Raw genomic sequence first — 12,137 nt, 5'->3', positions numbered from 1 at the left:
TCGGGAGGCTCTCGGCATGCTCACCCGTTCGGCTCAGCATCCGTCGGCCGTGCGCCGCCACGCGTCCCGCCGCCCGCCCCGCCGCCCGGCTTGGACCACGGCCACTTGAGCTCGCGCCGCTCGCGGCCCTCGGGGACGTACTCGTAGACCCAGCCGCGCTGGATGCCGAGCCGTTTCGTGTGCCCCGCCGGTTCGCGGCGGTACGCGTGCAGCATCGGCGGGCGTCCGTCATGGGCCGGGACCGGCACCTCGTACCACTTCGGCGGGTGGCCGGTCGGACCGAGCAGGATCGGCAGGACCCGGCCGTCGAGGGGGCCGCCGCGGAAGGGCGTGTTCTCGCTTCTCACCCCTCCAGTCTCTCCCGCCTGCCCCGCTCACAGCAGGTGGGCCGCCTCGCCCACCACCGGGATGACCTTGCGGGCGAGCGTCGCCACCGGCCCCTCCGGCGTCTCCTGCGCGAGGAGCCGGCCGACGACCGCCGCCGTCTCCTCGTCGCTGGCCGTGGTCGCCGCGAGGAGGGCGACGAGATGGTCGACCAGCCACTCCCGCAGTTCGCGCGCCGGGGGCTGCTTCTCCTCGTCGAGCCAGATGAGCGAGGCGGCCTCCACGGCCGCGATCCACGTCCGCACCAGCATGGAGAGCCGGGGGCCCGGCCGTGCCGCCCCGAGGTGGACGAGGATCTGCTCGGCGGCGGCCCGCCGGACCTCGTCCACGATCGCGGTGGTCCGGGAGGTCTCGGCGACGCTGCCGCCCCGCAGCAGGGCGCTGAACCCGGCGTCGTGCTCGTCGACGAAGGTCAGATACCGGTCGAGCACCCGGCCGAGCCGCTCGGTCGGCGCCCCGACCGGGGGCTCGCTGAAGCAGCGGTTCAGGGCGTCGGCCGAGGACCGCAGGGCGGCCTCGTACAACTGCTGCTTGCCGCCGGGGAAGTAGCGGTAGACGAGGGGCCGCGAGACGCCGGCGGCCTCGGCGACGTCGTCGAGCGAGACGTCCTCGGGCGTCCGGTGGGCGAAGAGCCCCAGGGCGGCGTCGAGGAGCTGCCCGCGCCGCTCCTCGACACTGAGCCTGCGGTACGCGGGTGTGGCGGCGCCTGTCATGCCCGCAGCGTAACCGTGGAACGCACCGGTCAGGGGCGCGGTCCCGAACCGGTTCCGGCCGGGCGGGACGTCCCCGGCCCGCTGGGAGACGAGCTCGGGCGGCCGGAACCACTTGCCGTCCTCGAAGGGGGCGCCCCAGTCGGGCTCGGTCTCCGGTGTCCCGTCCAGCTGCTCCTGGTGGACCGTCCGGACACCGTCTGCCGCACGCTCGGCAGCCGTACCCCCACGCACATCCCGCAAGCCCCGACTCCGCCCGGACCGGCCCCTCACCCAGCATCCTGCGCATCGTCATCCGCGCAGCCTCCCACCACCGGGCACCGGCGACCGGACGCGCTCGGGGAGCTTGATGCGAGCCGACTTGAACGAAACCGTTGCCTCGTGTGGCCGGGACTGCAAACCTCGACTCACAGCTGCCATGGGGGGACACCATGATCATCATCATCTTGCTGTTTCTGTGCTTAGCCGCGTTCGCTCTGCTCTTTCTGGGCCCGGCCATGATTCGTGAGCGACTCGGCTGCTCAGGCTGCATGATCGTCACCATCGTCACGTGCCTGATCGGCGCCGCGGTCACGGTCGCGATCATGGAGAGTTCCTAGGAGGAACCGTCCCAGGACCGGCACTGAGCGTCTGCCCCGGTGGCCACGCCCCGACGTGAAGCTGTTCAGCATCCTGGTCCATATGCTCACCGAGACGAGCCGGCACGCTGGACGCGCCGACATCCTGCGCGAACAACTCGACGAGAGCGCAGGCGCAACAACCCAGTGCGCGACTCCACATCGCGACGCGACCTTCTGGGAAGCCCAGTGCGCGAAGATCGAGCGAGCCGCCAAAGCAGCCGCCACCACACCCGATCACGCTGGTTCCTACGACTCCATGTTGTGAAGCTCAGCGAATCCCCATCGGTCCAGGCTGTCCTCGGTGCATTCAAGTCGACTTGGCACGCTGTGCGGGAGATTCTCGACACGGGCCGAACCGAGGAGACAGGTTGATCACGGAGTACCAGCAGCGCCTACGCGACCGCTACCTCGCTGCCCCCGTCATGGCGGCCCCGGCGCCCTGGCAGCTGGTCCTGGATCACAGGACCCCCATCGGCGGCCTGCTCGGCATCGGTTTCGCGGTCGATCCGGACACCGGACACGACCTCGTCATGGTCGTATCCCACGACGGACACGGACTCTTCGACGCGGTCACCGGCGAGAAGGTCGCACGCGACCGGGATCCCGACCCCGCCACCAGCACCCCCGACGCACACCCGGACCTCACCTGCCCCGGACTCGGTCCCGTCGCAGGCACCGGGATCCGCATCGCCGGCCTCTTCGGCGGCGGTCTGCGCAGCACCACACGGGACGGCTGGACGGTGGATGTCGTCAGCCCCGACTGGCCCCACGACCGCGTCATCCTCTCCGTCGACGGCGGAGCGAACAACGGAGCGGCGGGAGGCACCTGGTGGCACGTCTTCCACTCCGAACACTCAGAACTGCGCACTGCCGGTTTCTCCCCGGCCGGTCGCACCCTGGCAATCGCGACCAGCAGCGACCTCACCCTCTGGACCCGCCCCCGGTTCCCCATCGAGGACTGAACGGCCACCGGAGCGCGTTCGGGTGCTTTGCCATCCCGCCTACGCCGTCGCGTTACCAGGGGTCACCCTTGTGAGGCGGCCCGTCAGTAACGCCGTCAATCCCTTGCGCGCGACTTGTTGACGATCCGTCTACCACCGTGTGAACTGACCGGTGGACTCGTACGAGGAAATCGAAGGAACCGCACGAAGGAACCGCACGAAGGAACCGCACCACGGGAACGGCCATCCGACCCCCGAAGGAGGCGTCAGTGTCGACGCGCGACCTCTACACCACGGCCCAGCCCACCCTCTCCTGGCAGGTGCCGGCCACCGGCGCCGCCCGCTTCTCCTGGGAGTACGAGGAAGGCCGCGAGCGGCTCCTCGCCCTCTACCAGAAGGGCAAGGACAAGCAGTGGGACAGTTCCACCCGCATCGCCTGGGACCTCGACGTCGACCCGTACGACCCGCTCGGCACCCCCGACGAGGTCCTGAACCTCTACGGCACCCGCCACTGGGTGAAGATGACCGAGAAGGACAAGGGCGACCTGCGCCGGCACTACGCCTCCTGGCAGTTCAGCCAGTTCCTCCACGGCGAGCAGGGCGCCATGATCTGCGCCGCCCGGATCGTCGAGGCCGTCCCCGACCTGGACGCCAAGTTCTACTCGGCCACCCAGACCATGGACGAGGCCCGGCACGCCGAGATCTACGGCCGCTTCCTTCACGAGAAGATCGGGATGCTCTACCCGATCAACGACAACCTCAAGAGCCTCCTCGACGACACCCTGCGCGACTCCCGCTGGGACATGCCCTACCTCGGCATGCAGGTCCTCATCGAAGGGCTCGCACTCGCCGCCTTCGGCATGATCCGCGACACCACCGACAAGCCGCTGCCCAAGCAGATCCTCGCGTACGTGATGCAGGACGAGGCCCGTCACGTGGCCTTCGGCCGGATGGCCCTGCGCGACTACTACCGGCAGCTGTCGGACGCGGAGCTCCGCGAGCGCGAGGAGTTCGTCATCGAGGGCTGCTACCTGATGCGCGACCGGCTGCGCGGGGTCGAGGTCCTGGAGAACTTCGGCATCCCCCGGAAGGAGGCCGAGGAGCTGAGTGAGCGCAGCGAGTTCCTCCAGCTCTTCCGCAAGCTCCTCTTCAGCCGGATCGTCCCCTGCGTGAAGGACATCGGCCTCTGGGGCGAACGCCTCCAGAAGGCCTACCTCGACATGGGGGTCTTCGACCTCGGCGACTCCAACCTCGATCTGCTGATGACCCAGGACGAGGAGATCGCGGAGCGGCTCGACGCGGAGCGCTTCGCGGCGGAGGAGCGGGCGCGGGTGACGGAGGTGGCGGACGCGATCGCGGACGGGGCGGCCGCGGAATAGGACCACGGGCGGGGGCCTACCCCCGTGCCTTCGCCTCCAGCCGCAGCGCCTCCTCCATCACCGCCCGCGCGATCGGCGCCGCGCTCCCGCCCCCGCTGATGTCCGTACGGGACGCCTCGGCGTCCTCGACGACGACCGCCACCGCGACCGCCGGCTGGGCCGTGCCCTCCGCCTGCGCCCAGGCGATGAACCAGGCGTACGGGGTGCCCGTGTTGCCGAACCCGTGCTGCGCGGTGCCCGTCTTGCCGCCGACCCGCGCCCCGGGGATCGCCGCGTTCGTGCCCGTGCCCTCCTCGACCGCCTTCACCATCAGCCGCTGGAGCTGGATCGCCGTCGAGGGGTTCATCGCCTGCCGGTAGCTGCGCCGGCCCGTACGGTCCACCGTCGTCCCGCCGGAGGTCGTGGTGCGGTCGACGAGGTACGGGTGGGCGATCTCGCCGTTGTTGGCCACGGCCGCCGCGACCAGCGCCATCTGGAGCGGGGTCGCCGTCGTGTCGAACTGCCCGATCGACGAGAGCGCCAGCTGGTCCGGGCTCATCTCCCGGTCGAAGTTCGACTTCGCGACCCAGGACGGCACCTGGAGGCCCGTGTCGTTGAAGCCGAAGCCCTCGACCGCGTCGACCATCCCGGTGAGCTCGACCTCCACCCCGAGCCCGGCCATCACCGTGTTGCACGACCACTGGATCGCGTACGCGAGGGACGCGTCCGCGCAGCCCTTCGCCTCGTTCGGCAGCACCTGCCGGGTGCCCGGGAGGACGAACGGGTCCGGGGTGTCGGTCGGCGCGTCCACGTCCCGCACCACGCCCGCGTCGAGGGCCGCCGCGGCCGTCACGATCTTGAAGGTGGAGCCGGGTGGGTACGTCTGGCGCAGCGCCCGGTTCAGCATCGGCTGGTTCGGCGAGGAGACGAGCCGCTTCCAGGAGTCCTTGACCTCCTTGCCGGTCCCCGAGAGGACCCCCGGGTCGTACGAGGGCGAGCTGACGAGCGCCAGGATCCGGCCGCTGGACGGCTCGACCGCGACGACCGCGCCCCGCTTCCCGTCGAGCCCCCGGTAGGCCGCCTCCTGCATCGGGGCGCGGATCGTCGTCAGGACGTCGCCGCCGGGCTGCCGGCCCCGGGTGAGGTCGTTCCAGAGCGGCAGTGGCGCGAGCATCGGGTCCGTCCCGCCGAGGACCGCGTCCTCGGCGTGCTCGACGAGCGTCGTGCCGTACGTCTGGGAGGCGAAGCCGGTCACCGGCGCGTACAACGGCCCCTGCCGGTAGGTCCGTTCCCAGCGCAGCTGCTGTCCGCTGTCCCGGGAGCCGGTCACCGGCTTCCCGTCGACGACGATCTCGCCGCGCGGCTCCGCGTACCGGTCGATGGCGATCCGCCGGTTCGCCGGGTTGTCGTCGAGCTCCTCGGCCTCGAAGACCATCACGCGGGCCGCGTTGACGAGGAGGGCGACGAGGAGGACGAGGCAGAGGGCGGCGGCCCGCCGGATGTACCGGATCACGGGGCGCCCTCCTGGAGGTGCGGGGTCACGGGGCGTCCTCCCGGAAGGGGGTGTCCTCCCTGACCGGGGCGAGCGTCCCGGTGTCGGCGGAGTCGGGCTGCGGCGCACGGGCCGAGTCGCTGACCCGGATGAGGAGCGCCACGATCACCCAGTTGGTGACCACCGACGAGCCTCCCTGGGCCAGGAACGGCATCGCCATGCCGGTGAGCGGGATGAGCCCCATCACCCCGCCCGCGATCACGAAGACCTGGAGCGCCACGATCGAGGCGAGCCCGATCGCGAGCAGCCGCCCGAAGGGGTCGCGCAGCGCGAGGCCGGCGCGGTAGCCGCGGGCGACGAGGAGCGCGTACAGGAGGAAGAGCGCGGTGAGGCCGACGAGTCCGAGCTCCTCGCCCGCCGTCGCCAGGATGAAGTCCGACTTCACGGCGAAGCCGATGAGGACGGAATGGCCGAGACCGAGCCCCGTGCCGAGCATCCCGCCGGCGGCGAAGGCGAACAGCGACTGCGCGAGCTGCCCCGGCCCCTCGCCCGCCCGGATCGAGGCGAACGGGTCGAGCCAGTCCTCCACCCTGCTGTGCACGTGCGGTTCGAGCGAGCCGACGAGGAAGGCCCCGGCGGAGGCCAGGACGAGCCCGACCGCGATCCAGCCGGTCCGGCCGGTCGCCACGTACAGCATGATCACGAAGAGGCCGAAGAAGAGCAGCGAGGTGCCGAGGTCCCGCTCCAGGACGAGGACGCCGACGCTCAGCAGCCAGATCGCCACGATCGGCCCGAGCACCCGGCCCGTGGGGAACTGGAGCTTCCAGATCCGGCGGCCGGTGTACGCGAGGGCGTTGCGGTTGGCGGAGAGGTACGCGGCGAAGAAGACGGCGAGCAGGATCTTCGCGAACTCGCCGGGCTGGAAGGAGAGCCCGCCGATCCTGATCCAGATCTTGGCGCCGTTCACGGCGGGGAAGAAGATCGGCAGGATCATCAGGGCGAGCGCGGCGGCCACGGAGACGTATGCGTACCCCTGGAGCGTGCGGTGGTCGCGCAGGAGCAGGACGACCACGATGAAGAGCGCGACCCCGAGCGTCGACCAGACGAGCTGCGTCGCCGCCGCCTGGTCCCTCGGCGTCTCCAGGTCGAGGCGGTAGATCAGCACCAGGCCGAGGCCGTTGAGCAGGACCGCGATCGGCAGCAGCAGCGGGTCGGCGTACGGGGCGCGGAAGCGGACCGCGAGATGGGCGACGAGCGCGAGCAGCCCGAGCCCGGCGCCGTAGCGGGCGGCGTCCGGCGGCACGGCGCCGCTGCGGGCGAGGCCGACGGCCGCGTAACCGGAGACGGAGATGAGGACGGCGCCGACGAGGAGGGAGAGTTCCACGCCGCGGCGCTTCGGGATGCGTACCCCGGGCGGGGGAGCGTCCGTGCGCGGAGTGGCGGTCATGGTCCGCAACGTAGCAAGCGGTATGCCCTATGTCCCTTTTGTGTGACGGTGTGCCGTGTGGTGCTGTTCAGTCTCCCGGTACGGAGTCGGGGCCGGGTTCCGTGAGGCGGACGTACTCCGGCAGCCGGAGCCGGGCGACGGCACCGCTTCCTTCGTCGGCGTCGGCGAACACCAGCTCGGCGCCGATCACCTCCGCCTGCCCCACCGCGATCGTCAGCCCCAGACCGTGCCCCTTGCCCCCGCTCTCGGTGCGGAACCGCTGCGGCCCCGACTCCAGCAGGTACCCGGGATAGCCGGGCCCGTGGTCCCGCACGGTCACCGTCGGCCCGTCCACCGTCACCACCACCGGAGGCGCGCCGTGCTTGTGCGCGTTGGCGATCAGATTGCCGAGGACCCGCTCCAGGCGCCGCCGGTCCGTCTCCACGGTGGCGTCCCGGACGACCCGTACCTCCGTCGGCGTGCCCGAGGCGCGGACCACCCGCGCGGCGAGCGGGCCGAGCTCGTGCACCGCGAGGTCCACGGCCTCGTTGCGGGCGTCGAGCCGCGAGATCTCCAGGAGGTCCTCGGTGAGGTCGCGCATCGCCTTCACCCGGTCCTGGACGAGCTCCGAGGGCCGTCCGTCCGGCAGCAGTTCGGCGGCGGCCGAGAGCCCGGTCAGCGGGGTCCGCAGCTCGTGCGCCACATCGGCGGTGAACCGCTGCTCACTCTGCAGCTTCCGCTGGAGCGAGGAGGCCATCGTGTCGAGCGCCCCGGAGACCGTCGCCACCTCGTCCTGGGAGCGCGAAGGGTCTTCGGTGCGGGGGTCGTTGACGCGTGCGTCCAGGTCCCCGGCGCTGATCCGGCGGGCCACCTGGGCGGTGAGGTGCAGCCGGCGCGTGACCCGGGTGACGGCGAAGGCGCCGACGAGCAGCGTCGCCCCGATCGCGAGGACGGAGGAGCCGACGATCGACCGGTCGAGCGCGTCGATCGTCTCGGCGCTCTGCGAGTAGTCGAACCGGACGGCGAGCGCGCGGCCGTCCGCGGGCCCCGCCGCCCACATCGTCGGCCGGCCGTCGTGGTCCGCGACCATCGTGCCGTGCTCGCCCCGGACGGCGAGCGCACGCAGCGGCGCCGGAAGCCCCTCCGGGTCGAGGCCGGAGAACCGGGGGAGGGGCTCGCCCGCCTCGTAGAGGCGGCTGACCTCGGTGAGCCGCGTGAGGGCCTTCTCCCGTGCGTCGTGCACGGTCTGGCCGGTCACCGAGACGTGGACGAGGACGCCGAGGAGCGCGGCGAGGGCGCAGCACATGACCGCGATGAAGACCGCGGCCTTCCAGGTGAGGGTCGCGGTCCAGGCGGGCAGCCGGGGCGTTCTCACGGGCCCGGCTCCTCGGACAGGGGTACGGGGGCCGGTACGGGCGCGGGCGTGGGTACGGGCGCCGGCAGCGCGGGCGTGGGCGACGGGCTCACGAGATCGGGCGCGGGCGGCACGGCCGACGCCCGGGCGCCAGGGGGCGCCACGCGGAGGATCTCGTCCCGGGTGGGCAGCATGCTGTGCTGCTGCTCGTCCCAGGACCAGGCCGTGCGGTACTCGTAGCCGGGAATGCCGGCCGAACTCACCCGCATGATCAGGTCCCGGCCGGCCAGCTCCACGCTGATGACCTGGTCGACGGTGGACATGATCCGGGTGAGCCCGCCGTTCTCGGCGAGGTAGACGCGTACCCCGACCTGCTGGTCCGGCATCCGGATCCCGACGATGAGCTCGTCCCGGCCGTTGCCGGTGAGGTCGTGGTAGTACGGCCGCAGGACGGGACACCCGTCGGGCTTCGCGGCGCAGGCCTCGATCGCCCGGGCGGTCTCCTCGTACAGGCCGTCGGCGCCGGAGTACGTGTCGGGGTGCGCGCGCACCTCGGCGCGGACGACCTCGGCGGGGGCGACGTGCCGGACGTCGTTGTCCGGCACCTTCACGCCGGGGACGCGCTGGGTGTCCGACTCGCCGTAGTCGATCGGCGGATCGGTGGCGGGCGGCAGATCCGGCCAGAGCCGTACGGGCCCGACGGCGGTGGGCGTGGGTCCGGCGCTCCGGAGCCCGCCCTCCCCGCCGCCGCAGCCGGTCGCCGCGGCGAGCACGCACAGGACTCCGGCCACTCCCCGGGCGGCTGCGGCGTGCGGTCTCACGCGCTGTTCCTCCTGCTCCTCGGGCACGGCGGTCCAGTGGGGCCCGTGTCCCGTCGACCATATGCGGAGAGATATTCCTTTTGCCTCTCGGTGGGGGAGCCGTGGGGCGGGGCTCCGGCCCGCATCACGGTCGGCCTATGGTGCGAGGGAACGATTGGCCGCGTTTATGCGACGGATGTGGATCGCGCCCGCGCTGGTCCTCCTCGCCGTCGCCGGACACGTCGGCGCCACCGACTGGAGCGCCTGGGACCCGGACCGCATCGCCCTGATGCTGCTGCTCGGCGTCTGCGTGGGCGTGGCGGAGGAGCTCGCGACGCGGGGCATCGCGGTGAGGATGCTCCGGGGCGCCGGGCACCCCGAGCGCTTCGTGATGGTGGTGTCGTCCGCGCTCTTCGCCCTGATGCACGTCGTCAACCTGCTGTCCGGCATGGAGCCGAGCACGGTCCTGCTGACCGTCGTCTACACCTTCGCCTTCGGCACCTGCATGTACCTGTCGATGCTGGTGACCGGCACGATCTGGACCGCGATCGTGCTGCACGCGCTGACCGACCCGACGACGTTCCTGGCCTCCGGCGGGGTCGACGAGGCGGTCACCGGCCAGTCCGGCGGCTGGTCGCTCCTGGCCGCGTCGGCCACCATCCTCATGATCGTCTTCGCGCCGGTCGCGGTCTTCCTGGTCCGCGACGACCGCCCGAAGGCGCCCGGGGACTGAGGGTGCACGCCGTGCGCGGGGCTCAGAAAGCGCCCCGCTCCATCCGCGCCAGGGCCGCCCTGCACAAGGTCAGAAGCTTCTCGTCCTGATGGATGTCATGGCTGCCGGAGCCGCCCTCGCGGGCGTTGTGACGGCGTCTTCGGGTGAGCTCGGTGAGGATCGTCAGCTGGGCGTCCGACGCCGCCGGGCCCATCTCCGCCAGACACTCCGCGATGTCCACGCGCGCGTGCCGGTTCTCCTCCCAGACCGCGAGCAGCACGGGAAGCGCCTGGTCGGCGCGGCCGGAGACCCGCCACAGGGCCGTCGCGCTGCGGACCCGTACCCACAGGTCCCGCGAGGCGAGACCCGGCCGGAGCGAGGCCGCCGAACCGGCCGCCGCCGGGCCGATCGCCGCGAGGGCCAGGGCCGCGCAACACCAGTCCGGGGCCGAGGAGCCGGGCCGCAGCCACCGCTCCAGGGCCGGCAGCACGTCCCCCCGGTCACCCTCGGCGGCCCACAGCGCCCGCGCCGCCATCGTGGAGACCGCGGCCGAGTCGGCGTCCAGCAGCCCGCGCAGGTCCGGTACGGCCTCCCGGGCCGCGGGGCCGAAGGCCGCCAGGGTCCGCAGGGCCGCCTCCCGCACCCAGTCGCGCCGGTGTTCCGGCGCACCGCGCAGCACCCGCAGGACCTCGGGGACCGCCTGTCCGCCCCGTACCGCCGCGAGGGCGTAGAGCAAGGGCGCCGCCCGGTCGAACAGCCCCTCGTCGAGCTCGACCTCGGCGAGCCGGCGCCGCAGCAGCGGGGCGAGGCCCGCCGCGGCCGGCCCGAGGCCGTCCATGGCGTACAGCAGCTCGCGCCGCACGTCGGGCTCCTCCAGGACGCGGGCGAGCAGCGGGACCGCGCGGGTGTCCCCGGCACGCGCCAGCGCGAGGAGCGCCCCGTCCCGACCGGACCGCCCGACGAGCCCGCAGGAGCCGTCCCGCGAGGCACCGGGCAGGTCCGGGTCGTCCGTCAGCCGGACCGCGAGCGCGTCCGCGGCGGGCCCGCCCAGCTCGAAGAGCCGCTCCAGGAACGAGGTGGCGGCCTCCCGGAGCCGCGGCTCCGGATCGTGGAGCTGCGCGCCGACGAGCCGGACGATCTCCTCGTACCGCCCGCGCCACACGCGTATCAACCCGCCGCACAGCCAGATCGCGTCCGACCGCTGCCACCGGTCGGGGCTGCGCAGCTGGGCGAGGATCAGCGCGATCCGGTCGTCGACGCGGTCGTCGAGCGCGGCGTGCAGGGTCCGGAGCAGCTCCTCGGTCCAGGGCGCGGGCCGACCGGCCGCGTGCTCCTCCAGGAGCTCCCGGACCTGCCCGGCGAGCGTCGGCGCACCGGGCCACCCGCCTTCGCCGAGCCAGACGCCGTCGGCCCGGGCGCCCCCCTCGGCCCCGACACCGCCCTCTGCCCCGGCCCCGGCGCCGCCCCCGGCACTGGAAAAGCCCCCGCCTCCGCCCCCGCCCCCGCCCCCGGCCCTGAGCGCGCCCGTCCTGATCTCCTCCAGGAGCTCCGTCACCCACCCCACGATGTCGTCGGGGATCTCGCCCGGCGCGCAGCGGGCCAGCTGGGCGAGGGAAGCCAGCCGGAGCCCGGGGTCCTGCGCGGCGCGGGCGAGCCAGTCGAGCCACTCGACGGTCTCGGCGCGCAGCGACGCGTGCCGCAGGGCGATCCGCCCGACCGCGGCCACCAGGGCGAGCCGTACCTCGGTGTCCCGTTCGACGGTGAGGCTCTCCCGCAGCAGGGTCAGGACGCGCGCGGGCTCGGGGTGCAGCGAGGCGAGCGCGCAGGGCGCGGCGAGCCGTACCTCGGGGTCGGGGTCCCCGACGAGCCCGAGGAACACGTCGGCCCCGGCGGCGATGGCGGCGGCGGCCATCGCGTAGTTGGCCGCCGGTATGAACTCCTCGTCGTCCGGGTCGAATTCGTCCAGTTCCTCGTCGTCGTCGAGCTCGATCCCGCCGATGCTGGTGAGCAACTCGACGATGCCGCCCCGGTCCTGGACGGCGGGGTCGGCGACGAGCTCGATGAGGAAGGGGATGCAGGCGAGGGTCGAGTCGTAGACGTCGCCCTGGTGGTGCACCGCGCCGTACATGCCGTCGAGGGCGGTCTCACGCTCCGCGGAATCGGCGGAGGCGAGTCCGCGGAGCAGTGCCGGCACGTCGTCCGCGGGGCCGTAGGCGTGCCCCAGCGAGGCCCAGTCGACCTCCTCGATCCCCGTCAGCATTGCCAGGCCGCCTTCCCCGTGAGCGCTGTACCAGTGAGCAAGTGTGCACCACAGGAAGGGCAACAACGCCGTGCCGACGC

12 protein-coding genes are annotated in these 12,137 nt (G+C 72.7%); 5 read left to right on the top strand and 7 right to left on the bottom strand.

The window, feature by feature from the left end; translation table 11 throughout:
• Positions 1-20 precede the first annotated feature (20 nt).
• Positions 21-347 carry a hypothetical protein gene (locus OG357_RS12335; RefSeq protein WP_329621184.1) on the bottom strand — a complete coding sequence of 109 codons (327 nt, stop codon included), beginning with the start codon at positions 345-347 and terminating at the stop codon, positions 21-23.
• A gap of 27 nt (positions 348-374) precedes the next feature.
• Positions 375-1,097: a TetR/AcrR family transcriptional regulator gene (locus OG357_RS12330; protein ID WP_329625573.1), complete on the bottom strand. Its 723-nt coding sequence runs from the start codon at positions 1,095-1,097 to the stop codon at positions 375-377.
• Positions 1,098-1,525: 428 nt separating this feature from the next.
• On the opposite strand from OG357_RS12330, the gene OG357_RS12325 reads away from it, so the two are divergent.
• The 4 genes from OG357_RS12325 (at position 1,526) to OG357_RS12310 (ending at position 4,034) form a co-directional block, all read left to right on the top strand.
• Positions 1,526-1,693 (top strand): hypothetical protein, encoded by a 168-nt coding sequence (locus tag OG357_RS12325; protein WP_329621183.1) that lies wholly within the window; start codon positions 1,526-1,528, stop codon positions 1,691-1,693.
• Between the two features lie 55 nt (positions 1,694-1,748).
• Positions 1,749-1,979 carry a mycothiol transferase gene (locus tag OG357_RS12320; protein ID WP_443066670.1) on the top strand — a complete coding sequence of 77 codons (231 nt, stop codon included), beginning with the start codon at positions 1,749-1,751 and terminating at the stop codon, positions 1,977-1,979.
• Positions 1,980-2,082: 103 nt separating this feature from the next.
• Positions 2,083-2,676: a hypothetical protein gene (locus OG357_RS12315; protein ID WP_329621182.1), complete on the top strand. Its 594-nt coding sequence runs from the start codon at positions 2,083-2,085 to the stop codon at positions 2,674-2,676.
• Positions 2,677-2,924: 248 nt separating this feature from the next.
• The gene (locus tag OG357_RS12310) at positions 2,925-4,034 is read left to right on the top strand and encodes a ferritin-like domain-containing protein (protein WP_329621181.1); all 1,110 of its coding nucleotides are present in this window, start codon (positions 2,925-2,927) and stop codon (positions 4,032-4,034) included.
• 16 nt (positions 4,035-4,050) lie between these two features.
• On the opposite strand, the gene OG357_RS12305 is transcribed toward OG357_RS12310, so the two are convergent.
• The 4 genes from OG357_RS12305 to OG357_RS12290 form a co-directional block, all read right to left on the bottom strand.
• Positions 4,051-5,526, bottom strand: a complete 1,476-nt coding sequence (locus tag OG357_RS12305) for a penicillin-binding transpeptidase domain-containing protein (RefSeq protein ID WP_329621180.1) — start codon at positions 5,524-5,526, stop codon at positions 4,051-4,053.
• A 25-nt stretch (positions 5,527-5,551) separates the two neighbouring features.
• Entirely contained in the window at positions 5,552-6,952 is a 1,401-nt protein-coding gene (locus OG357_RS12300) for an FtsW/RodA/SpoVE family cell cycle protein (protein ID WP_329621179.1), read from the bottom strand.
• Positions 6,953-7,019: 67 nt separating this feature from the next.
• Positions 7,020-8,306, bottom strand: coding sequence for a HAMP domain-containing sensor histidine kinase (locus OG357_RS12295; RefSeq protein WP_329621178.1), 1,287 nt, complete (start codon positions 8,304-8,306; stop codon positions 7,020-7,022).
• On the bottom strand, positions 8,303-9,106 hold the full coding sequence (locus OG357_RS12290; RefSeq protein WP_443066669.1) for a hypothetical protein: 804 nt from the start codon (positions 9,104-9,106) through the stop codon (positions 8,303-8,305). Before OG357_RS12290 ends, OG357_RS12295 begins: the two co-directional genes overlap by 4 nt.
• A 175-nt stretch (positions 9,107-9,281) precedes the next feature.
• Between OG357_RS12290 and OG357_RS12285 the strand changes: the two genes are divergently transcribed.
• Positions 9,282-9,818: a CPBP family intramembrane glutamic endopeptidase gene (locus tag OG357_RS12285; RefSeq protein WP_329621177.1), complete on the top strand. Its 537-nt coding sequence runs from the start codon at positions 9,282-9,284 to the stop codon at positions 9,816-9,818.
• A 22-nt stretch (positions 9,819-9,840) separates the two neighbouring features.
• On the opposite strand, the gene OG357_RS12280 is transcribed toward OG357_RS12285, so the two are convergent.
• Positions 9,841-12,057: a PBS lyase gene (locus OG357_RS12280; RefSeq protein WP_329621176.1), complete on the bottom strand. Its 2,217-nt coding sequence runs from the start codon at positions 12,055-12,057 to the stop codon at positions 9,841-9,843.
• Positions 12,058-12,137: the final 80 nt, after the last annotated feature.

The sequence above is a fragment of the Streptomyces sp. NBC_01255 genome (assembly GCF_036226445.1).
In the GTDB taxonomy this organism is placed as follows: domain Bacteria; phylum Actinomycetota; class Actinomycetes; order Streptomycetales; family Streptomycetaceae; genus Streptomyces.
Note: the sequence above shows the minus strand (reverse complement) of the source record. Positions and strands in the feature narration are given on the sequence as shown.